Raw genomic sequence first — 22,320 nt, 5'->3', positions numbered from 1 at the left:
TTAAAAATCTGTTAGAAGTGTGGTAAGTTTTCGACAAAGGATTAAATTTTCCTATTTTTGAACTATGACTACAAAAGAGAGTGAGTGTAACATTCCGGGAGAAATTAACTATAAAGAACACTGGAATGCAGCCTATGTAAAAAATCCAACTGAAAAACTAGGGTGGTTCGAAGAAAGTTCGAAAGAAACTATTGAATTATTAAAGGAATCTAACGTACCAAAAGACGCTAAAATCTTAAACGTTGGTGTTGGTTCGTCTATGTTAATTGATGAATTAGTGGCCGATGGATATTCAGGCTTAATAGCAAATGATTTATCTGAAAAAGCACTAACCGATGTAAAAAATCGATTAGGAGAAAGTGCATCAAAAGTTAACTTTATAGCTGATAATTTAGTGGCTTCAACCCAACTACAAGATCTTGAAGAAGTTGATGTTTGGAACGATAGAGCAGTACTACATTTTTTTTTAAAAGAAGAAGAACAAAACGCCTATTTTAACCTGTTAAAGAAGCTTGTAAAAGTAAATGGATTCGTAATTATTGCTGTTTTTGCTTTAGACGGAGCAGAAAAATGTTGTGGACTGCAATTACAACGTTACAATACGGAAATGCTACAAGAAAAATTAGGAAACGATTTTGTTTTAGTCAATAGTTTTAATCACACATTTGTAAATCCGTACGGAGGAGAACGTCCGTATGTTTACACATTATTTCAAAGAGCCAATAAGTAATGAACATAACCAATATCCCTTATAAAAACACAGGATTCTTTTCTAAAACAATGGAGGACTATTTAAAGGCTGATGAAAAGATTCAACCTTTTTATAACCGTTATCCGAGTTTACGAAACTTTGAAAAGCAACTAGAAGAAAAGAAAGAAAACCCTATTTCAAATACTCAAAGGAAAAGGTTAGTTGAAGTATTAAGAAAACAATACAAAGACATTGATTTATCTTTTGAAACACAAAAAAATATAGAAAGTTTACTAAAAGAGAATACGTTTACCATAACAACAGGGCATCAGCTGAATTTGTTTACGGGACCGTTATATTTTCTGTATAAAATTATATCAACCATAAACATGTGCGAGCATTTGTCAATGCAATTTCCTAATGAGAATTTTGTGCCTGTATATTGGATGGCAACAGAAGACCACGATTTTGAAGAAATTAACTTCTTTAACTTTAAAGGGAAAAAAGTACAGTGGAATTCTGACCAAAAAGGACCTGTAGGACGTTTTACAACCGAGGGGTTACAAGATGTTTTTGAAGTATTTGCTGAACATTTAGGAGGTTCAAAAAATGCTATTCAAATAAAAGAACTTTTTGAAAAAGGATATTTACAGCACAAAACATTAGCAGGTGCAACCAGATATGTAGCCGATAAACTTTTTGGAAAATATGGTTTGGTAATTTTAGATGCTGACGAAAGAGAATTAAAAAGAGCGTTAATACCTTATGTAGAGTACGATTTGTTACACGAAACTTCTTATAATGAAGTATCGAAAACAATTACAGAACTAGAACAATCATATAAAATACAAGTAAATCCACGTGAGATAAACTTATTTTATATTACTGATAGGATTCGTGAACGTATTGTTTTTGAAAACGGAATTTACAAAGTAAATAATACAGATATTTCTTGGACAAAGGATGAAATCTTAGATCATTTACATAGTCAGCCAGAATGTTTTTCGCCAAACGTAATTATGCGCCCACTATATCAAGAGGTAATTTTACCCAACTTATGCTATATTGGTGGAGGTGGAGAGTTAGCTTACTGGTTAGAGCTAAAGGCATATTTTGATAAAGTAAATGTTCCGTTTCCTATTTTGTTATTAAGAAACTCAGTTCAAATACTTTCAGAAAAACAACTAGGTAAGTTAGAAAAACTAAACGTTTCAGAAGAAGAATTATTTTTAAAACAAGACGACTTACTAGCAAGAAAAGTTTTGGCTAACGGCGATACTAAGGTAGATTTTACCAAGCAAAAACAGTTTTTACAACAACAATTTGATGATTTACGTAAGCTAGCTAAAAAGACCGATGTTTCTTTTGTAGGAGCTGTAAATGCACAAGAAAGAAAGCAGGTTAAAGGGTTAGAAAACCTTGAAAAAAGATGGTTGCGAGCAGAAAAACGACGTCAAAAAGAAATGGTTGAAAGAATCGTAGCTTTGCAAAATGAATTATTACCTAATCAAAGTTTAGAAGAGCGACAACGTAATTTTTCAGAGTTCTATTTAGAGTATGGAGCAGATTTTATTACAATTCTAAAAGAAAATTTACACCCGTTACAACTAGAGTTTACCCTTATTACACTTTAATGAGCACAAAAAAAGGATTACATCCTAAAAATATACACAACCAAGGGTACGACTTCACGCTATTAGTAGAAAAGTATCCGAAACTTTCTGAATTTATCATTGAGAAATTTGAGAAAGACACTATTGATTTTTCTGATCCAAAAGCAGTAAAAGAGTTTAATAAGGCATTATTAGCAGCTCATTATAACATTAAACATTGGAATTTCTCTGATGAGAATTTATGTCCACCAATACCTGGAAGAGTAGATTATATTCATCATTTAGCTGATTTAGTTGCAGGTGAAGAAAACGTAACGGTGTTAGATATTGGTACAGGGGCAAGTTGTATTTATCCTTTGTTGGGAACTGTAGTATACGATTGGAATTTTGTAGCTACTGATATCGATTTAGATTCACTAGATTATGCTCAAGATATTATAGATGATAATGGTTTTACGGATAAGGTTGAGTTAAGACAACAGTTTAAAGAAGAACATATCTTAGAAGGAATTATAGAAGAGGGTGATGCATTTACGGTAACGATTTGTAATCCACCATTTTATAAATCGGCTGAAGAGGCGAGAGGAGCTAACCGAAGAAAATCGAGAAACTTAGGGAACAATGCGGTACGTAACTTTGCAGGAAACTCTAATGAATTATGGTATATAGGTGGAGAGAAAGCTTTTTTACATACCTATTTATATGAGAGTTCTAAATTTCCAAAAGTAAGTAAATGGTTTACAAGTTTAGTGTCTAAAAAAGAAAACGTAGAAAGTTTACAAAACTCAGGTAAAAAATTAGGAGTTAAAGAATTCAAAGTAATTCCTATGCATCAAGGAAACAAGGTAACACGTATTGTGTGTTGGAGGTTTATATAGTGAGTAATTGTTTAATAAAATAGGAAACCGTTATTAGAAGTGATGAAAAAAGGAGGAATTAACGAAGTTGAGTCTCACGAGGAGAGTTCTTCTTACTTTTCAATAATCAACTTATCCCAAGTATCTTTCCATCCTTTGTTTGTAACCCTATTACGATACGTTATCAAATCAAAATTAGGAGTAGGTCGTACAACAAGGTTGAATACATCATTTAAACCATACGGAGCAATATATTCAATTTGATTATCAGAGTTTAACTGAATAGCAATCGAAGTAGCTGTTTCAGGCCAGTAAGAAATGGCTTCGTAACAATTTTTATAAGGTGAATGACCGTTTCGAACATGCATTCTAGCTTGATTTTTTACCGACCAGTTAACAGAAGAGTTAATAGCTTTGAGCTGTTCTTCAAGAGCTAATTCACGAGTCTTAGTAATGTCGCTTTTATCAAAGTAAATAACATCAACATCGTTTAAAGAAGTTCTTTTATTATTGTGTTTATAGTCCCAAATTTTGTTTCTAACAAAACCGGCACCAATCCAACAATCAGGAAGATGTAGGTTACGAACGATTTCAAGAATACGTAGCATCCAAGCGTCATTTTCAATAATGCTTATGAATTGAGGGGTAAAATCTGTTTTCATAGATTTATTTGTATTCAGGAATATCCCTTAAAAACACATAAGTTTCGTTCTCTTTATCAAGCATACAAAAAAAATGTTGCAGTCCGTTGGTTACGATGAGGTAATCAGCATCGAGTTTTAAGTTATAACGTGCAATTTGATCAAATGTATCTTGGGTAATTTTTATATGTGGCGCTTTACATTCCACAATAATATTCGGATGACCGTCTGAAGCAAAAACCACAATATCGGTACGTTTTTTAAGGTTGTTGATAACCAATTGTTTTTCAATAGCAATCAATGAAACAGGATAGTTTCTCTCTTGAATCAACCATTGCACAAAATGCTGACGCACCCATTCCTCGGGAGTTAAGACCATGTATTTTTTTCTCAAATTATCAAAAATAAGCGTCTTATTTTCGTTACTTTTGAGCTTGAATGTATAGCTAGGAAGGTTGAGCTTTTGCATAGACCAAAAGTAAGAAAATTATAAGTTATTTCTTAGTTGTTTGCTGTGACAAAACATTATTGTCATCTCGAACTGAAGCAACGCGGAATGTGAGAGATCTTAAACGCAGGAGTAACTCTTATTGTTAAGATTTCTCGTCGCTCATAAAATCGCTCCATCGAAATGACCAAGAGTGTTATTAAGGAATGAATACTTAGCTACAACATTTTAAACAACAACATCAAAAGAAGGCAGAAGAAAGACACATGAACGAAATTAAATCTATCATATCCGATATCAAAGGAGGTAACATCAAACCCATTTATTTTTTAATGGGAGAAGAACCGTATTACATCGATAAAATTTCAGATTACATTGAAGATAATGTGTTAGATGAATCTGAAAAAGGATTCAATCAAGTAGTTATGTACGGTCGTGATGTGTCGATAGAGGAAATTGTGTCGTCGGCAAAGCGATTTCCGATGATGGCAGAAAAGCAGGTGATTATTGTTAAAGAAGCGCAGGATTTAAGCCGTTCGATAGATAAAATAGAGTCGTATGCTGCCAACCCACAACCGACTACCGTGTTGGTGTTTAACTACAAATACAAAAAGCTTGATAAACGTAAAAAAGCGTACAAAGCTATTGCTAAAAACGGACTCATTTACGAGAGTAAAAAACTGTATGAAAATCAAGTAGCCGATTGGATTCGTCAGGTGTTGGGCGGAAAAAAGTTTAATATTGAACCAAAAGCTTCGCAAATGTTGGTGGAGTTTTTAGGAACAGACCTAAGCAAGATTAGCAACGAATTAGATAAACTAACCTCAGTATTGCCTGCGGAAACCATTATTACCGATAAGCATATTGAAGAAAATATTGGGATTTCTAAGGACTTTAACAATTTTGAGTTGCGTAAAGCAGTAGGGCAGCGAGATGTGGTGAAAGCAAACAGAATCATCAATTATTTTGCACAGAACCCAAAAAACAATCCGTTGGTAATGACCATTTCTTTACTAAATAGCTTTTTTACACAGTTATTAATGTACCACGGATTAAAAGACAAATCGAAAGCTTCGGTTGCTAAAAACTTAGGGGTAAATCCTTATTTTGTGGATGACTATGTAAACGCTGCTCGTAACTACCCGATGCGAAAAGTATCGCAGATTATCGCTTTACTACGTGATGCCGATGTAAAAAGCAAAGGAGTAGGAGCCAACCAAACTCATGCTGATATTTTAAAAGAATTACTGTTTAAGATTTTGCATTAACACTACTGTGGGCATCTCTTATTTCTTTAAGAAGAAAAAAACTACAAGTAAAAATATCGTAAAACTATTTTTTACAAACAAAATTCTAATGAAGAGGCAATTTAAACTTACACACACTCTCACTTTTCATAAGTAAACGTAACTGCTCGAATAAAAGAGCAAAAAAACACGTACTACTTAGTGACTTTTTAAGTACATAAAATAGTGAGCAAAGGTACAAGCTGCGTACAAATAAAATTGGTTCTTGTTAAAAGACAGTGTTTTACAGTAAAAAACTTAAAAATCAATATATTAAATGTGTGATTTTGAAGATGTTTTATATCTTTAACTCAAAAAATTGTACCACCCTAAAAATACGTCTATGAACATAAAAGCAAAGCTTTTTATATGTGGTGAGGAACGAGAATTGCTTACTACTAACTTAAATTATAACAGACTTACTGATTGGAATGGTAAACCTACTTCAGCCTTATTAGGAGGAACTATTTCAGTAACTTTTGAATCTGAAATGTACGATGATACTTTTGTTGATTGGATTAAATCAGATAGAAGAGGCAATAAAAAAATACGTCATCCTTTTAATCTTTATCAGTTAAGAGACGGTAAAATAGTTTTTTACAAAGACGAGTTTGATGGAGTAGAGCTATTTCAGTACAACTTTCAAGATGGTGTGCTTGTAAATTATTATGAAACTTTTGATAATCAAAAAGGTATGCAGGTTACCTTAACCATATCACCTGCAATGCAAGACTATCGTTTTTTTAATAATAGTACCGACTGGCGTAGAAAAAGTACTACTCGTTATATAAAACCTTGGCAAGAAAGTTTTATACTGCCTATAGAAGATATGCCTTATAAAGCGCAGGAAAATAAAGAACCAAAGAAAGAGAAGTATTTTATAGAGAAAATTGAAATAGAAAATCTAGATGAGGGGTCAAGTAATGGAGGAGCAAATAAAAAAGAAGGACTAATTCATGGAAAGGAGTATATCTTAAAAGTTACTAAATATAAAAATGATAAAGTACCAAAAAACAGTAACACCATAAAATGGTCTTATGATTACACCAATGCAAAAGGAGAAATTGTAGAGGGGAGTATAAATGCAAAAGGAGATAAAGCTACCTTTAAGGCTAATGATTTAGATTACTGTGGTAATAAAATTACGTTTTATGCTTACATTGAAAGTAAAGAAAATGAAGCTGAATTAGAAGTATTTCACCATTATCGCTTTAGGTGGTTTGATAGAAAAAGAGTATTAACTCAAGCACAGGATAGGAAAGTTAGACCCTGGAGGATTGATCAAGGAGGAACTTCTTTATGTGGAATGGCTTGTATATTTTATTTATTAGCAAAGAAAGACCCTAAAGGATATTATAATTTAGTAGAGGAGTTACATAGAATAGGTGAGACAACATATAATAAATATGTTGTCTCACCTAACAGCGATTCTTATAAGCTTTATGATGTTAAACCTTTATCAAATGACCACCCCAATATTCCAGATGTAGATTGGATAACTATGGCTGTAACTAGAAATAAAGAAAGTAGCTTTGGTTATACAGGGAAAATAAATCAAGATGCTTCTGCAATTAATTGGCCAAGTATAATGACGAAGTTGAGTGAAAAGCTGTTAGCTTGTAATGATGTAAGTACAGAAGGTGTATATTCCTCTGTAATTGCTAGAAGAATAAGTATAAAGATAACTGAACAAAAAGTAGATGACATTAATAAACAAATTAATAAAGGATACAAGTTAATGTTAATGATAGACTCCGATTTAATTAGTGATGATGGAGATACTTTATTTTCGTCTTATCAAGAGTTTCATTGGGTAGTTTTAGAAAAAACAATTCGTAAAATACAAGCATGGGATTCTAAAGGGAGAATTATAAATAACTACGATTTTAAAGTTTACTCATGGGGTTCTGACAGTCGTTACTTAAAAACACAAATTACATGGGAACATTTTGCAAAAAATTATTATGGATATATTAAAGTTAAATAAAGTATTTCACGTTTTATGCCTCGTTTTTTTACTCGTTTTTTTTACAACATGTGAATCAACAAATAAAGAAAAAGACAATTACATTAAAATAGAGAAAGAATGTAGTCAAAAACAAAAAATAACAGAGCTTTCATTAATTTTTTTAGGATATTCTTATAATGAAATTTCTGATATTGTTTTAGAAATACGAGGAGTAAACCCACTTATTTCAAAACTATATGTACCGGAAAAAATTACAGATAGTATAAGACTAAGAAGGGATGTGACTATATACCAAGAGATTGGATTGAAAGATACTGTTGTTTTGGTTTTTCCAAACAAAGAGCGTTATATATTAAGTGATTTTAAATACAAAGTAAGACCTCATTTTACCACATTGTCAAAAAAATGGGGATGTGATTTTTATGAAATGAAAATAAATAATGTAATTAAAGAAGGAGGAAGTGCTACTTTTATTAAAGAAGGATTCGAAATAGAGTGAAACTAAAACAATTATTGAATCAATTTTTTTCTCTAAATAAAATAAAGTATTTAAATATTATACTCACACTTCTATTAGTTTCATGTACAACAACTAAAGAAATTACTGTTACAAGTAAAGTGTCTAATAAACATAAAGTTATTGTTTGGTATGATAAAGAGCAGAAAGATATTTGGGCTTTTAGTGTTCCTATATATTTAGAAGTTGAAAATAAAAGTTTTCTAATACCACGTGAGTTCATATCTCATAAATATATTTATGAGATATGAACTCACGTGGTACACATACATTTTTGTACGAGTTAGAAGCAAATGGAAAATTAAAAAAGAAAAAGAACTTCAGTAGAAAAAAAACAACACCTAGTACAAAGAAAAAATACATTATTTATTCTAAACATTTAATAACAAACAAGAAATATTCCGACCAAATATTGTACTCTTATAGAAATAGAGAGTTTAAAAGTGATTCTATAGTACTCGACTTTTTTAATGATTTTAAAAACAAATTACCAGATTTAACTGAAAATATATTGGTAAAAGACAGTTTGTTCTTAAGTTTTAACAACGAGGATAAAAAAAGTAAACTATCTACAAAAAGAATTAAAGTACCTATTAAAATTAACTAATTAATGAAGTTAATTATCTACTTGTTAATTCACAGTACTCTTAAAAAGTTTATTAACAAAGTAAGTAATCGTTTTTCTATGTATGAGTTTTAAAATCAATAATAACTTAATTTACATGAAAAGGTTGTAAAAATTAAAACATCAAAGAACCCCATTAATAATGCAGTTTAGCTTAGTAACATTTATAAGAAAAATAGTTGAAGGTATTTACCTTACATCTTCACATAAGAGTCCCGATAACTATAATAATGCAACCAGATATAACAACAGATCAAGCAAGTCGCTCTTTAAAGATTACTTACACATAAAAGTATCTACAGAAGATGTTAGAATTGAAGGATTCTATTACGACGAAACCATATCTATTGATATATACGGAAAAGAATGTAGAGAAAATCCAGACGATTACTTTGATAAAAAGAGTAGTTTTTTAGATGAATTATTTATAAGGTCGCCTGAATATTATAAAAACAAACACGACAGGTTTGAAACTCGTAAAAGGTTTAGGTCGCAAATAACAATTTCTTTAAAAGACAGAAATATAAAACTGCAAACATCAGTTTTTATGAATGAAGTTGAAGTTAGAATGAAGCTTTACGAACAAAACGTTATTAATATATATTATAAAAAAAGGGAAATGGAAGATATGTATTTGAGTAAAGATGGAAGGAACATTCTTAAAAAAGAATTTGAAGAATACTTTATAGACTTAAAGTTTTTGAACCAAAGAAAAGTTGATTTTAGAAGATTAAAAGTTTTATAACATCAAAAAAATAGGAGTAATCTCATATTTTGTAGACGACTACGTAATTAGTTTAATAATACATATTTCTTCTACAAATTTAATCTGTTTGTACTACATTAACAGCAACTAAATCATTATTAAAATTTCCTCATAAAACAAAGGTTTTCCAGAGTATTGCCTAAAATTAAAATATTGGATTTTACCTTCTCCAACCGAACTGACCTTTTTTAATACACCGTTAAGTTCAACGTTCCATTCACCTTTTTCAAAGTAATAATCTCTAACTTTAATTTTATCGTTTGATTATAATTAAAGACTAAAGGGAGATGTTTTTTGTCAAAAAAATACGTTAATACTTCGTTAGTATTCTATTACCTTCTTTATCATAAAGTGTTTTTTTTATGATGCTCCCTTCTTGGTTGTATTCAATTTTTGATTTCAATTTTTCATTCTTATAATAAGTTCGCCAAACTCCAGCTTTTGTAAAATAATCAGTACCTAAATAGCTACCAGTTTCCATAATATTTCCATTAGGGTAAAAACTAGTATGTGTACCTATCTTATTTCCTCTTTCATCAAATTCCTTTTCTTGATATATAGTTCCGTTATTATAGTATATAATTAATTTGCCAACAAAATCACCTACATCATTATATTTAGCATCAAGTCGTAACTGACTATTTTTGTAGTATTCAGTGTTCTTTTGAATTATGCCTTTTTCAGTATATTCTTCTTTTGATTTAATTTGGCCATTGCTCCAATAATTTATCCAATTTCCAACGGGCTTATTTTCTTTGTAAACCCCAGTAGATTGTAACTGCCCGTTTTTATAGTAACTCTCGTAGTTTCCATCCATTTCGTAAAACCCCTTACCAGAGTAGCTACATGTAGTTTGAACTTGTCCGTTTTTATAATAAAGAACAAAAGTACCTTTAGGGTTTCCATTTTTATCAAAATTAATCATAGAATTTATAGAGCCGTCTTTCCTATAATATGTCCAGTTACCATACGCTATCCCTTCACTATTTTTAAAACCTTCAGATTTTTTACTTCCATTGTCATAATAATCAATGTAATTTTGAGCACTTATAGAATTTATTGATATTAAAAAAAGTACTAAAAAAAAGCTTATATATTTTTTCTTGAGTTTCATTATTTAATTGATTATAATGGTTTTGTTTGTTTTGATGCTATTAAATTTAGCAAATGCACACAAAATTAAAAAACTGAAAGGATTTTAAGAAATAAGATAAAACAAGCAATTATTTATATTTGTTACACAGGTAGATATTCTATTTAAAATTCAAATACAAGAATAATATTATTGATACAGACTGAAATGATTCTTTGCTAACAGGAGATATATTTATTACGGTTTTTTCATTTTTAAAAGTTTCCTTACTCTTTAGAATTTTCAGTTACTCTTCATTTCCAGTAGTTTGCTGATCTCTATTTGTTTGTAACATGTTTTAAGCAAGTAAAAACCGAATAGAAAATCCGCGAGGTTTTTTGTATGTAGGTGAGGTCTAGTAATGAATTATAAAAATTTTTGTAAAACGTTCTTTATTCTTCATCAATTTCCGACATTCGTTCGTTTATAAACTCAAAAAAATCAATTTCTCCCGATATTTCCCAAACTTCATGATCCCAATCAACTGTTGAGTTTCCATTGTTTTTATAAAAGCATTGTGTATTACCAGCACCATCAGGGAAAAATTCAAGTAAATCGTTAAATGAATAACCATCTGGCTTTACATTTTGTTCTTTGCAAATTGGATTCATCATTTCTGCCATAACTTTAATATCCTCATTTGCCATTATATAATTAGCTTCGTAGATTTCTCCAAATCCATTATGGATTTTATAAAAAGCTTTTAAGTCATTCGGAATATTCCAATTATATGTTTTTAGATTTTTATTTGGTTCAGCATTTAAAAGAGATTCACCTCCAGTATATACTCTGTAGTAATCCCTATCATCATAGAGTTTCATATCAAGTAAATAATGTAAATGCCAAGTATTTTCTTTTTTTTCTGCAAAAATGAATTTACACCTCTCTTTTAAAGAAGAAATCAAATTTGGTACTTTCTTAGAAATTGGTTTAAAGTTTTCAGTAATGAATTCCGTATTCGTTTTGTCGTTTAAATTCGACCAAGGGCAGTCTTTTGGTAATTTTCCAAGCTTGTGAAAGTTTGAGCTATTTTTTGATTCAAATACAAGTTTAATACCATTAAAACCATATTTATTTATGATTTCGTTTTCTAAATTTGTCGTTCGTATGAATTCTAAATTAAATTCTTTGTCAGAATCTCTTTTTAGTTCGTTTCTATATATTTCTTTTAATTCCGAAGTCAAATTTTTATAGGTTTTCTTTTTATTATTCTGACTATTCGCTCCAAAAAAAGACAATATTCCCATTATTAAAATTATATGTTTCAATGTTTCTCTCAAATGTTTTACAACGGCCTAATATAAGAATAGTAGCGGACTTTTTGATATACACAAACCTTTTGGTTAAGTATTTATTAGCTATGTTTTATACACCTTGTTAGGCATTTTTTTCTTTATCTATTGGGTTTTCAGTTACGTCTTTTATAGATTTTTCTTGATATTCAGTCATTCCAATGTTTCCATCACCAGTTGTTAAGAAAAATAAATCGACAAAAATCCCCCAATACTTTCCCCATAAGGTCATAGGTTTCCATTCAGTTCTTGGAACTTTTCTTTGCTCTAATTCATTTTCTATGTCAAAAATATTATCCCAATTCTTGATGTGTAATCTGCCGAAAGTTTTAAATCTTAAAAGGTTCTTACTTTTAAGTTCAATCTCGGTTTTGTGCCTATCAAATTTTCTTTTTCTAATCGAATATTTCAAATTTGAATAAGAAATTCTCTTTTTATTTTTTTTGAGGTCAAATATTTCAATTTCAGAATCACCAAAATGTATTTCATTAACCATATATCCAACTTTTTTGAAATAAAAAATATCAAATAAAAGATTGATTATTAAGGGTATTGAAATCAATATTTTTGATATAATATGCCAGTCAGAATATTTTATGATAAAAATTAATAAACCTAATCCGATTAGAATATAAATCAACCACTTTAATTTATCTGTTTTATTTTTTGTCGCTTTATATTTTATCATTTATTCAATAATGCCTAACGTGTATGTATATGGTTAGTTATTTATTTTTTCTAACTGTCTTTTTTTCATTTCTACACTTTCTCTGTATTCTAAAGCTTCTGCTTTCATTGTCCAATGTGTTTCTAATTCAAATGAGTCAACTTTAGCCTTAATTTCGCTAATAGGAATTGAGAAAAATTCCTTTCTGTAATTTACTTTATTAACTCTTTCCGAGTTAAATGTTTCGTGTAATTCTTTTTCTAATTTTGGCGCATCTTCTGAATGAATCATTGCGTGAACATCAAATGTAAAAGGAACAGAAGCATCTCCTAATTCTTTAACTCTGTCTAAAGGTTCTAGTCTTCTTGTAAGTCCAATTTTAAAAACATTTTCTCCAAATGAACCAACATTGGAAATTATGTAAACGTGTCCTCTTTTTGTTTGTTGAGCCATTGACATAGCTCTTTGTCCTTTCTCCTCCGCAATTAATAGTTTTTGCTTAATATTTTCTAGTTCTTGCTCAAATTTTGCTCTGTCTTCGTCTGCAACTTTTAATAATTTGGCTTCAATTTCCTTTCTTGCTTTTTCAAGCATTTTTTCCTCTTTTTCAGCTTCTTTTCTTGCTCTTTCAAAATCTCGTCTTGCCTTTTCTTCTTCTCGAATAGCTTCTCTTATTGCTCTTTGCTCTTCCAAATCGCGTTTCTTTATTTCGTGTACAGTAACCGCAAGTTTTAATTGTTCTAAGACGACATCAAAATATCTATTCGTAATTCTTGCATTTCTAAAAGCTTTACCGTTGTGGTTTACTAGACGGAAAGCATCTTTTAAAGCTTGTAATAACTTTCCATAGTTGTCGTGTTTAACTTTAGACATTATAGTATCAACTTTTCCATTAAATGCATCTAAAACAAATTCAATTGCAGTTGTTTTTCTATGAGTTTCAACATAGTCACAATCTGCAACTTCATTGTTTTTAATCATAGATTTTATAAGTGTCCTAACTTGCGCAAGTTCCTGCCCTGCTTTTTTGTGATTATATTCTTCTGCTAAATCGTCTAAAAGTGAATGATTGGGAATTAAGTATTCGTCTCCATATCCTTTTATAATGTTTTTCATTGCTTTCACAGTTTTTTGATACTGTTCAGCGTTATTTTTTGCTTCCCAAGCCTCTCCAGCTATATTTTCTGCTTTTGCATTAGCTTCATTTTCAATTTTCGTTGCAATTTGATGGGCATTTTCTAAAATAGTTTCAGCTCTATTTTTGGTTTCAGTAGCTTTTTCACGAGCTTCTTTTCTTATTGCATTAGCTTCTGATTTTGAAGTTTTAATAACTTCTTCCATTTCAATCGCAGTTTTTGCAATCTTTTCTTCAATTTCGATAGAAACTCTTTTCAGTTCTTCTTCAATGTTTCTAATTGGCTCATATTTCTTTAAATATTCTGTAGAATTTTTATAAACTGAAAAGTCTTTTTTTTCTTTTTCTAATTCTCGATTTAAGTTTAAGTTTTCTTTCTCCTTTTTATCTCTTTCTTTTTTTATTTTAGAGTTTTTCGAGAGTAAAACAATAATAATTATAATGCAAATAATAAGTAAAAATGTCATTTCTATTTCGTTTTTTTAAATAACGTTTAGTATATGGTAAGTAAGGCAGTAGAAAGCGATAAACTTTCAAGTTTGCACTGAGCCAAAACGTTGTGTTTGTTTTTAATTTATTCATTTTAAAAGCCAAATCAACAATTTGGCGGTGTTTGAAGATAGCACTGAACTTTCATAATCAGCCAAACGCCCTATTTGCTATATACCGTGTTGTGCATAGTTTTCTTTTTCAATTTCTTCAATATCTAAACATATATAGTGAGATAATCCTGTTTTCTCCATGAACGAATTGAGTATTTCATTATAAGGACTCTTATCAATGTTTTCAATGGAAGTTATAACTGGTACTTGAATTTTAGTTTTCTTATCGTTCGAAAAAATGGTGAATTCATTTTTAATTAAATCGAACTTCTCTCCAAAACGACATCTCAAAATATTGTAAATAATTTTTCTGAAATTCATTGAGTTTGGAAGGGAATTTATTAAATCTTGATTGTTCCATAAAATGGACAAAGAAGTCTTGTTGGCATTCATGTATTTGAAAGCATCTGCATGAGGCAAGCAATTTGACCCAAAATCATCAAAAGGTGGGCTAACATACCCAGAGGCACTTTCGTTAAAAAACATTTCCCATATATAAGCTCCTGAATTCGACCAATTACTCTGTCGAGTAATTTGACTAGAGAATCGCGAATTTCCGGCAGTATTTTTTGAGTCCCAAGGGTAATTTGCGACCGAGAAATAACGAGGCCATTTTGCCTCAAAAAGTCCAACCTTAACCTTGTTCCCTCTTTTAAAAATGATTATTGAATCACAACCAAAAGTTGTTTCCAGATTTTGTGGTAACGTTCTAGCAATAGCTATTCTTGTTAGAAAAAAAGGTCCAAATGGAAATCTTAAATGTGTGCCTAAATTTGAAACGTAATCTCGTTCACTAGTTATATTTCCTTGATTTAGTTCATTTCTACACACTTTATCAATGTGATAACAAAAATAAGCAATGATATGAGAATTTATTTTATTTAGCATTTCATTTAATTATGCACAACTCGTTATATACCAATTTACTTTTGTTATCCCGACAATAGTAGGGGATATCATAAATAGAGGATAGCAATTTTTATATATTATCAAATATATTAAAACCAGTACTTTGTCAAAAGTAAAGTTATTAACGAGTTATTATTATTTATTCAATCCCTGCGAACCTAATACAAAGCGTTCATACATTCTTACGGAATCCCATAAGCTCAATTATTTAAGTAATAAAAGTAGAGTTATTTGTCACTAACGACTTTAGATGTAGTTGTCAAGGTTGCTGATATCACGGCATGCTCCGCAGACACCACGGCACGGGTCGCTAATATCACGGCATGCTCCGCAGACACCACGGCACGGGTCGCTGATATCACGGCATGCTCCGCAGACACCACGGCACGGGTCGCTGATATTACGGCATGCTCCGTTAACACCACGGAATAGACCTTTTTATCAAAGGCAACTGCCGTAATATCATAAGAACTTTATATAGAAATAAATCGCTAACTCTCAAGAACTAACAACTAAGCACTAAAAACTAAAAACTAAAAATTAAGAACTAAAGACTAACCACTACCTGTACGGAGGTCCTGCAACCCAACCCACAATAGATTTACGAACCCCTTTAGTAATAGGAGTTACACGATGCATCATAAAAGAAGGAAAAACAATGATGGTACCTTTTTCTCTAGGAGCACTTACAATTTTTTGATTCAGCATAAACTGTAAATCACCACCCTCATACTCATCAGGGTCAGATAACTGCATGGAAATACTCAGTTTTCTATCAGAAATTTCACCCGCACCAAAATCCAAATGCCAATCAAAAAAGTCACCCTCAGTATAGCTAGCCAATTGCAAATTGTTATGAAACCCCAACAAGTCAAACCAATACCGTTCGTTATTACACTGAATAGCCAAACCTGCCAATCGGTTGTAAATCCATTCATTTTCAGGCGTATTTTCAATAAACATCACATCGCTTTTTCTAAGCTCATCATCATAAGTATCAGATCCGCTAAGTGTAGCCCTAATTTTTTGATTCTCACTCCATAAATTCAAAATTCTATCGGTTTCATGCGGAAGAAATAAACCGTTGTAGTGCACAAACTCAGCAAAATTATGTTTTAACGGAAGACCAAAAGGATAGTTTATAGCCATGATATAAGAGTAGTTATAAGTTGAAAGAAGATTTCTTAATCTTTACAACACGTAAGTTTTAAAATTCAGTTAGTATTTAGATAGCAAAATATAAAAAACAAACAAGAAGGAGTAAAAAACAGTCGTAAAAGCAAAAAAATAAATCAAGAGTGTCAAACCAGTTGATGCTTTTAGAGACAGAAATATGGAAAACTGTCAGTTCGAGTGATTTTGAGGGACGAAAATCATACATCGACTTCGCTCAGTAGAACTATTGAGAACTAATTTAAAGGCTATAGTTCTTTTCCTCAAGAATAATGCATGCAAGGTTTTGATATTTAGTTATTAAAAAAACCGAACTAAAATGTTCGGTTTTTACTTTTATATGTTTAGGTTTAATATTACTTACTTAGGTATTTATTCAAAAAAACAGTTAATTCATCACCTTTAGGACCAGGAGCATTTTCATGAACGATTTTTCCTTGTTTATCAAGAAGTATATATCTTGGAATATTAACCAATTTAATTGATTTTAAAAAGTTTGCACTCTCTTGATTTAGCACCATATAACTATGCTGATAACTTTCCATATTTTCAGTTTTTACAGCGCTCAACCAGCTGTCTTTATTTTTGTCAATAGAAAGGTAAAGGAAAGTGATTTTTTCTTTTGAAAATTTATGTATCACCTTTTGATAGTCCGGCATAGATTCCCTACATGGGAAACACCAACTAGCCCAAAAATCGATAAATATGTAATTACCATTGTTGTTTTTTATTAAATCATTCAAAGAACTTATTTCTTGATTATGATTTATAAGCTTTACATCATTCTTAATAGTATCAAAAATATCAATGTCAAGTAAATACTTGTCTTCCAGAATAGTATTTAATCTATCATCTTGGTATTGGTTTTTAAATTCATTAAATTTTGATCTAGTAACATTAAAAGATTCTCCAAAATTAATCATAGCTTCAATACTTAAAAACCGAGCATACTTTGTAAGTGAGTCATTAAAATACAAAGGAGTATTATCAAAAGCCTCTACATAGTTAATGTATTGTCTTGAGCGAGTATAGGTAGGTTTAGATTTAATTACATTCTTTCTTAAGAAAGAAAGCATTAATGTTTTGGAATAGGGGTTTAAAAGAAGGCTGTCGTTTATAAAAATGGTTGAATTGAGTTTGTCTTTAGCAGCTTTTGACTTAAAAAAACTATGAAACACCGATAGTTTATTATTATACTCTATCAATGATTTAAAGTTTAAGTGTACCTTTAAATCATTAGGTAGCTCTTCTTTTTTAAAAAAATCAATTTTGTATAGGTAAAGTTTGTTCAATAGTTTAAAAAGAATTTTTTCTTCTTCATGTTTAGAAGGGTACACACCTCTGTTTACTTTTACAGGATAGCTAACAAATTTTTGATAATCATTATTACCTATCATCGGCTTTTTATTGTGGTTTATAGAATAAAAGATATCAGTTAAGGAGTCTATTTGTTTTTTGAAGCTTTGATAGGTTTTGTCTTTTCTCAGCTTTTGAGTTACTTCTCTAAATTGCTTGTTATTTTGGTTGTAGGAGTTAAGAGTGTATTCTATTCTGTCTTCATAAGCTTTAATCTTTAGGCTATCACCTTTACCTAAAAAAAGAGTATCTGGAACAATTTTTTTATGACTTAAATAAATAAATTCACCGCTATCTAATTTTATATTAATAGTGTCTATCTTCTTTTTTGATGTATAGAGACTTTTATCAATGTTTTGATAACTAGCTTCTTTTCTTAATGCAATTTGATTATCAGAATAATTTTCTATGCAAACAATTAATTCATTTAAAGGTTTAGGAGTTTCATTATTTTTTTTACTGGTACAAGAAAAGAGCAAAAGAGCAAACAGTATAAGTGAAATAAATTTTCTTAATGTCATTTTAATTTTATTTATTAAAAGAATAAAAGTAAGGTTTTTTCTTGTGTTTATTTTTAATGCTTGATTGTTAGTTTTTTAACGTGTTGTTGGAAAGGGATACTTAATTTGCAGACGTTAATGTATGTTTTAAAATTATAAAAAAACAAAAGTAGTATCGAGAACTAATTTAAGCGTTATAATTCTTTTTCTCGATACAAATTTTACTCATTTCAATAGTAAAATTCACTCGAATTAACAAAATTTCATCAAAATGTACGATGTAAAAAGTGTAAGATAATATGCTAAACAAACACCAAACACATACCATACACACAAAGTAGTAGAAAGTGAAAAACAACCTGTAACAGGTTTAGAATTTTGTTAGTAAAGAAACGGTAAAAATTACACAACAATAAGCAGTAAACTCAAAACAGAGAACTAAAAATAATTGTATTTTTACCTCAACAATTCAATACTATGATTTCACAAGAACAATTTAATAAAGAGTTAGATTTAATTATAGCAAATGCTATTAGAGAAGATATAGGAGATGGAGACCATACATCATTATCATGCATACCTGCCGATGCAACAGGAAAAGCAAAACTATTAGTAAAAGACGAAGGAATAATAGCCGGAGTAGAATTTGCTAAAATGGTGTTTAACTATGTAGATGCCGATTTAAAAGTAGAAACGTTGATTAATGATGGCTCATCCGTAAAATACGGAGATATTGTTTTTTATGTATCAGGAAAATCACAGTCTATTTTAATGGCAGAACGTTTGGTACTAAACGCAATGCAACGTATGAGTGCTATTGCAACCAAAACTAAGTTTTTTGCTAATTTGTTAGAAGGAACCAAAACCAAGGTGTTAGACACTCGTAAAACTACACCAGGAATCCGTGCATTAGAAAAGTGGGCGGTAAAAATAGGAGGCGGAGAAAATCACCGATTTGCTTTATACGATATGGTAATGATTAAAGACAATCACATCGATTTTGCTGGCGGAATTACTCAAGCTATTACCAAAACCAAAAAGTACTTAGCAGAAAAAGGATTGGATATTAAAATTATTGTAGAAGCACGTAGCTTAGCAGAAATAGAAGAGATTTTACAAAACGAAGGTGTGTACAGAATTTTGATAGACAACTTTAACTATGAAGATACCCGTAAGGCAGTAGCCATGATAGGAGAGCAATGTTTAACAGAATCTTCTGGAGGAATCAATGAAAAAACCATTAGAGAATACGCAGAGTGTGGGGTTGATTTTATTTCGTCTGGAGCCTTAACACATTCGGTATACAATATGGATTTAAGCTTAAAAGCTGTTGATTAATTAAGAATCGTCATTACGAGTGAAACGAAGTAATCTTAACAGGTAATTACGTTCACTTTGTTTGAATAATAAAGACCAAAACTCATGAAAAAACAACTATTACTCATAGCAACGCTAGTAGTAGCTATGTCGTGTAAAACAGAGCAAACTAAAAAAGAAACCACTTCAAACATGGTAGAAAATCCATTATTAGTAAAAAGTTCTTTAGACTTTGGAGCACCAGATTTTACTAAAATAAAGAACGAACACTTTATGCCTGCAATTTTAAAAGGTATGGAAGTTCAAAATGAAGAAATAGCTAAAATTATAGCAAACACAGAAGCGCCAACATTTGAAAATACCATTGTTGCACTTGAAGAAAGTAGTAAAACGTTAGATAATGCTACGGCTGTTTTTTATGCATTAGCAGGAGCACATACAAACGATACGATTAAAGACAATCAAAAAGAATTAGCGCCTAAATTTTCTAAACACAACGATGAAATTTTATTAAACACTAAGTTGTTTGAAAAAATAAAAGCGGTACACGATAATTTAGAGAATCTAGAATTGGATGCGGAGTCTAAACACTTGGTAAAAGAACAATATAAAAAGTTTGTAAAAGCAGGAGCTAACTTATCTGAAGAAAAGAAAAACGAGTTAAAAGAAATCAATGCAGAATTAGCAAGTTTATCTAACGACTTCGGAAAAAAGTTACTAGACGCTAGTAAAAAAGGAGGGTTAACGGTTACTGATGAAGAACAGTTAAAAGGACTTTCAGAAGAAACAATTAAAGGTTTAGAGAAAGACGGTAAGTACGAAATCCAACTGATTAACACTACACAACAACCTTTATTACAAACTTTAGAAAATAGAGAAGTTCGTAAAGAATTGTTTGAAAAATCAATTCACCGAACTGATGCAGGTGAGTATAACACAAGCGACTTGGTAAAGAAAATGGCATCGTTACGTGCTAAAAAAGCGCAAATCTTAGGTTTTGACAACTTTGCAAGCTGGAGTTTACAAGGAACGATGGCAGCTACACCAGATAAAGTATTTGAAATGTTCAACGGATTAATTCCGGGGTCGTTAGCAAAAGTAGCTGCTGAAACGAAAGAAATTCAAGCAGAAATCAACAAAGAAGGAAACGATTTTACTTTAGCACCATACGATTGGAATCATTTTGCTGAAAAAGTACGTAAGTCTAAATATAACTTAAACGAAGACGAGGTAAAACCATATTTTGAGTTAACCAACGTATTAGAAAAAGGGGTGTTTTATGCGGCTACAAAATTATACGGAATCACCTTTAAAAAGCGTACCGATATTCCTACCTATCATCCAGATGTGGTAGTGTATGAAATCTTTGAAGAAGACGGAAGTAAGTTAGGATTGTTCTACGGAGACTTCTTTGCAAGAGACAGTAAGCGCGGTGGTGCGTGGATGGGAGCTTTTGTAAAGCAATCGAAATTAAGAGGACAAAAACCAGTAATTTACAACGTTTGTAATTACCCAAAACCAGCAGAAGGAGAACCAGCATTAATCAGTTTTGATAATGTAGAAACTACCTTCCATGAGTTCGGACATGCGTTACACGGTTTATTCGGAAATCAAAAATATGCATCAATTTCAGGAACAAGTACTGCAAGAGACTTTGTAGAATTTCCATCGCAGTTCAATGAAAACTGGGCAACTCATCCAGAGGTATTAAATAACTACGCATTACATTATAAAACAGGAGAAGTAATTCCAGATGCGTTATTACAAAAAATTAAGAATGCAGGAACGTTCAATCAAGGATATTCAATTATTGAAAACTTAGCATCTTCTAATTTAGATATGCAATGGCACACCATATCAGCAGATACAAACATTGATGATGTAGCTAAATTTGAAGAAGAGGCATTAGCTAAAATGAAGTTAAAGATTGATGAGGTACCACCAAGATACCGTTCAACCTATTTCGCACATATTTTTAGTGGAGGATACGCTGCAGGATACTACTCGTATTTATGGACAGAAATGTTAAGTCACGATGCCTATGATTGGTTTAAAAACAACGGATTGTTAACCAGAGAAAACGGTCAGAAGTTTAGAGAACAAATCTTATCGAAAGGAAACACAATGGACTATGCAGAAATGTATAAAGTTTTCGCAGGAAGAGATCCACAAGCTGAACCAATGTTAAAAGCGAGAGGATTACAATAAATGAATGATTTCTTTGACAACGAAACGTTCACAAAAGTTGATTTTACACTAACAAAAATCAACAAAGGAGAATATGACAGCTGTACGTTCGAGAATTGCAATTTCGAGAACGTACATGCTTCAAATATTGAATTTTTAGAGTGTGAGTTTATCAACTGTAACTTTAGTAATACAGTGGTAAACCACACTTTTTTTAAAGATTGCACTTTTGAAAATTGTAAAATGGTTGGGGTAAAGTTTAACGAATGCAACAACTTTTTGCTAGAAATGAGCTTTCATAACTGCCAATTAAACTTATCTTCTTTTTACCAATTAAAAATCCCTACTACAAAATTTATAAGTTGTAATTTGCAAGAAGTAGATTTTGTTGAAGCTGATTTAAGTAGAGGTATCTTTAAAGATTGTGATTTAAAAGGAGCAATTTTTGATCAGACGAATTTAGAAAAAGCAGATCTTACAACTGCCACTAATTTTGCAATCGATCCTGAAAATAATAGTATTAAAAAAGCTAAATTTTCCAATAAGAATATTGTAGGATTGTTATATAAATATGATATTGTGGTGGAGTAATGTGGTTGGGGTTATTGAAGTAGCAAAGATGCTGAGAAGTAAAGTT

The 22,320-nt window shown here is 30.8% G+C and carries 20 protein-coding genes; 11 read left to right on the top strand and 9 right to left on the bottom strand.

Going from position 1 to position 22,320, the window contains the following annotated elements:
- Nucleotides 1-64: 64 nt before the first annotated feature.
- Genes NH341_RS11280 through rlmF form a run of 3 tightly spaced genes read left to right on the top strand, consistent with a single transcriptional unit; the run spans nt 65 to nt 3,182 of the window.
- On the top strand, nt 65-730 hold the full coding sequence (locus NH341_RS11280) for a methyltransferase domain-containing protein (protein ID WP_253056932.1): 666 nt from the start codon (nt 65-67) through the stop codon (nt 728-730).
- Entirely contained in the window at nt 730-2,325 is a 1,596-nt protein-coding gene (gene bshC / locus NH341_RS11275; protein WP_253056930.1) for a bacillithiol biosynthesis cysteine-adding enzyme BshC, read from the top strand. Before NH341_RS11280 ends, bshC begins: the two co-directional genes overlap by 1 nt.
- Nucleotides 2,325-3,182 (top strand): 23S rRNA (adenine(1618)-N(6))-methyltransferase RlmF, encoded by an 858-nt coding sequence (rlmF, locus tag NH341_RS11270; RefSeq protein ID WP_253056928.1) that lies wholly within the window; start codon nt 2,325-2,327, stop codon nt 3,180-3,182. The genes bshC and rlmF overlap by 1 nt, the downstream gene beginning before the upstream one ends.
- A 92-nt stretch (nt 3,183-3,274) precedes the next feature.
- On the opposite strand, the gene NH341_RS11265 is transcribed toward rlmF, so the two are convergent.
- Both NH341_RS11265 and NH341_RS11260 read right to left on the bottom strand, forming a co-directional pair.
- Nucleotides 3,275-3,823 carry a nucleotidyltransferase family protein gene (locus NH341_RS11265; protein WP_173360707.1) on the bottom strand — a complete coding sequence of 183 codons (549 nt, stop codon included), beginning with the start codon at nt 3,821-3,823 and terminating at the stop codon, nt 3,275-3,277.
- A 4-nt stretch (nt 3,824-3,827) separates the two neighbouring features.
- Nucleotides 3,828-4,271, bottom strand: a complete 444-nt coding sequence (locus tag NH341_RS11260) for a type I restriction enzyme HsdR N-terminal domain-containing protein (RefSeq protein WP_047789206.1) — start codon at nt 4,269-4,271, stop codon at nt 3,828-3,830.
- Nucleotides 4,272-4,516: 245 nt separating this feature from the next.
- On the opposite strand from NH341_RS11260, the gene holA reads away from it, so the two are divergent.
- The 5 genes from holA to NH341_RS11235 all read left to right on the top strand — a co-directional run bounded on the left by holA (nt 4,517) and on the right by NH341_RS11235 (nt 9,392).
- Nucleotides 4,517-5,518 (top strand): DNA polymerase III subunit delta, encoded by a 1,002-nt coding sequence (gene holA / locus NH341_RS11255; RefSeq protein ID WP_253056927.1) that lies wholly within the window; start codon nt 4,517-4,519, stop codon nt 5,516-5,518.
- 361 nt (nt 5,519-5,879) lie between these two features.
- A complete protein-coding gene (gene tssD / locus NH341_RS11250) occupies nt 5,880-7,523 on the top strand; it encodes a type VI secretion system tube protein TssD (RefSeq protein ID WP_253056924.1) in 1,644 nt (547 codons plus the stop codon).
- Entirely contained in the window at nt 7,501-8,004 is a 504-nt protein-coding gene (locus NH341_RS11245) for a hypothetical protein (protein WP_047790647.1), read from the top strand. Before tssD ends, NH341_RS11245 begins: the two co-directional genes overlap by 23 nt.
- A gap of 265 nt (nt 8,005-8,269) precedes the next feature.
- Entirely contained in the window at nt 8,270-8,629 is a 360-nt protein-coding gene (locus NH341_RS11240) for a hypothetical protein (RefSeq protein ID WP_253056922.1), read from the top strand.
- Nucleotides 8,630-8,789: 160 nt separating this feature from the next.
- The gene (locus NH341_RS11235) at nt 8,790-9,392 is read left to right on the top strand and encodes a hypothetical protein (RefSeq protein ID WP_253056920.1); all 603 of its coding nucleotides are present in this window, start codon (nt 8,790-8,792) and stop codon (nt 9,390-9,392) included.
- A 331-nt stretch (nt 9,393-9,723) separates the two neighbouring features.
- On the opposite strand, the gene NH341_RS11230 is transcribed toward NH341_RS11235, so the two are convergent.
- The 7 genes from NH341_RS11230 to NH341_RS11200 form a co-directional block, all read right to left on the bottom strand.
- Nucleotides 9,724-10,527 (bottom strand): toxin-antitoxin system YwqK family antitoxin, encoded by an 804-nt coding sequence (locus NH341_RS11230; protein WP_159616998.1) that lies wholly within the window; start codon nt 10,525-10,527, stop codon nt 9,724-9,726.
- A 410-nt stretch (nt 10,528-10,937) separates the two neighbouring features.
- Nucleotides 10,938-11,792 (bottom strand): SMI1/KNR4 family protein, encoded by an 855-nt coding sequence (locus tag NH341_RS11225; RefSeq protein ID WP_253056918.1) that lies wholly within the window; start codon nt 11,790-11,792, stop codon nt 10,938-10,940.
- A gap of 130 nt (nt 11,793-11,922) precedes the next feature.
- On the bottom strand, nt 11,923-12,525 hold the full coding sequence (locus tag NH341_RS11220; RefSeq protein WP_253056914.1) for a hypothetical protein: 603 nt from the start codon (nt 12,523-12,525) through the stop codon (nt 11,923-11,925).
- A gap of 33 nt (nt 12,526-12,558) precedes the next feature.
- A complete protein-coding gene (locus NH341_RS11215; RefSeq protein WP_253056912.1) occupies nt 12,559-14,106 on the bottom strand; it encodes a DUF4041 domain-containing protein in 1,548 nt (515 codons plus the stop codon).
- Between the two features lie 192 nt (nt 14,107-14,298).
- Nucleotides 14,299-15,072, bottom strand: a complete 774-nt coding sequence (locus tag NH341_RS11210) for a hypothetical protein (RefSeq protein ID WP_253056910.1) — start codon at nt 15,070-15,072, stop codon at nt 14,299-14,301.
- A 639-nt stretch (nt 15,073-15,711) separates the two neighbouring features.
- Nucleotides 15,712-16,299 (bottom strand): 2OG-Fe(II) oxygenase, encoded by a 588-nt coding sequence (locus NH341_RS11205; protein ID WP_159616284.1) that lies wholly within the window; start codon nt 16,297-16,299, stop codon nt 15,712-15,714.
- Between the two features lie 380 nt (nt 16,300-16,679).
- Nucleotides 16,680-18,200 carry a TlpA disulfide reductase family protein gene (locus tag NH341_RS11200; RefSeq protein ID WP_159616282.1) on the bottom strand — a complete coding sequence of 507 codons (1,521 nt, stop codon included), beginning with the start codon at nt 18,198-18,200 and terminating at the stop codon, nt 16,680-16,682.
- Between the two features lie 456 nt (nt 18,201-18,656).
- Between NH341_RS11200 and nadC the strand changes: the two genes are divergently transcribed.
- From nadC to NH341_RS11185, 3 genes are all read left to right on the top strand, one after another.
- Nucleotides 18,657-19,517: a carboxylating nicotinate-nucleotide diphosphorylase gene (nadC, locus tag NH341_RS11195; protein WP_159616278.1), complete on the top strand. Its 861-nt coding sequence runs from the start codon at nt 18,657-18,659 to the stop codon at nt 19,515-19,517.
- Nucleotides 19,518-19,601: 84 nt separating this feature from the next.
- On the top strand, nt 19,602-21,704 hold the full coding sequence (locus NH341_RS11190; RefSeq protein ID WP_253056908.1) for a M3 family metallopeptidase: 2,103 nt from the start codon (nt 19,602-19,604) through the stop codon (nt 21,702-21,704).
- Nucleotides 21,705-22,274, top strand: coding sequence for a pentapeptide repeat-containing protein (locus NH341_RS11185; RefSeq protein WP_253056906.1), 570 nt, complete (start codon nt 21,705-21,707; stop codon nt 22,272-22,274).
- The last annotated feature ends 46 nt before the right edge of the window (nt 22,275-22,320 follow it).

Origin of the sequence: Tenacibaculum sp. XPcli2-G (genome assembly GCF_024124505.1) — a bacterium.
GTDB classification, from domain to species: Bacteria; Bacteroidota; Bacteroidia; order Flavobacteriales; family Flavobacteriaceae; genus Polaribacter; species Polaribacter mesophilus.
Note: the sequence above shows the minus strand (reverse complement) of the source record. Positions and strands in the feature narration are given on the sequence as shown.

Excerpts from the sequence above, each read along its gene's own strand:
- NH341_RS11280 (WP_253056932.1), top strand. The coding sequence starts at position 65 with ATGACTACAAAAGAGAGTGAGTGTAACATTCCGGGAGAAATTAACTAT.
- bshC (WP_253056930.1), top strand. The coding sequence starts at position 730 with ATGAACATAACCAATATCCCTTATAAAAACACAGGATTCTTTTCTAAA.
- rlmF (WP_253056928.1), top strand. The coding sequence starts at position 2,325 with ATGAGCACAAAAAAAGGATTACATCCTAAAAATATACACAACCAAGGG.
- NH341_RS11265 (WP_173360707.1), bottom strand. The coding sequence starts at position 3,823 with ATGAAAACAGATTTTACCCCTCAATTCATAAGCATTATTGAAAATGAC.
- NH341_RS11260 (WP_047789206.1), bottom strand. The coding sequence starts at position 4,271 with ATGCAAAAGCTCAACCTTCCTAGCTATACATTCAAGCTCAAAAGTAAC.
- holA (WP_253056927.1), top strand. The coding sequence starts at position 4,517 with ATGAACGAAATTAAATCTATCATATCCGATATCAAAGGAGGTAACATC.
- tssD (WP_253056924.1), top strand. The coding sequence starts at position 5,880 with ATGAACATAAAAGCAAAGCTTTTTATATGTGGTGAGGAACGAGAATTG.
- NH341_RS11245 (WP_047790647.1), top strand. The coding sequence starts at position 7,501 with ATGGATATATTAAAGTTAAATAAAGTATTTCACGTTTTATGCCTCGTT.
- NH341_RS11240 (WP_253056922.1), top strand. The coding sequence starts at position 8,270 with ATGAACTCACGTGGTACACATACATTTTTGTACGAGTTAGAAGCAAAT.
- NH341_RS11235 (WP_253056920.1), top strand. The coding sequence starts at position 8,790 with ATGCAGTTTAGCTTAGTAACATTTATAAGAAAAATAGTTGAAGGTATT.
- NH341_RS11230 (WP_159616998.1), bottom strand. The coding sequence starts at position 10,527 with ATGAAACTCAAGAAAAAATATATAAGCTTTTTTTTAGTACTTTTTTTA.
- NH341_RS11225 (WP_253056918.1), bottom strand. The coding sequence starts at position 11,792 with ATGGGAATATTGTCTTTTTTTGGAGCGAATAGTCAGAATAATAAAAAG.
- NH341_RS11220 (WP_253056914.1), bottom strand. The coding sequence starts at position 12,525 with ATGATAAAATATAAAGCGACAAAAAATAAAACAGATAAATTAAAGTGG.
- NH341_RS11215 (WP_253056912.1), bottom strand. The coding sequence starts at position 14,106 with ATGACATTTTTACTTATTATTTGCATTATAATTATTATTGTTTTACTC.
- NH341_RS11205 (WP_159616284.1), bottom strand. The coding sequence starts at position 16,299 with ATGGCTATAAACTATCCTTTTGGTCTTCCGTTAAAACATAATTTTGCT.
- NH341_RS11200 (WP_159616282.1), bottom strand. The coding sequence starts at position 18,200 with ATGACATTAAGAAAATTTATTTCACTTATACTGTTTGCTCTTTTGCTC.
- nadC (WP_159616278.1), top strand. The coding sequence starts at position 18,657 with ATGATTTCACAAGAACAATTTAATAAAGAGTTAGATTTAATTATAGCA.
- NH341_RS11190 (WP_253056908.1), top strand. The coding sequence starts at position 19,602 with ATGAAAAAACAACTATTACTCATAGCAACGCTAGTAGTAGCTATGTCG.
- NH341_RS11185 (WP_253056906.1), top strand. The coding sequence starts at position 21,705 with ATGAATGATTTCTTTGACAACGAAACGTTCACAAAAGTTGATTTTACA.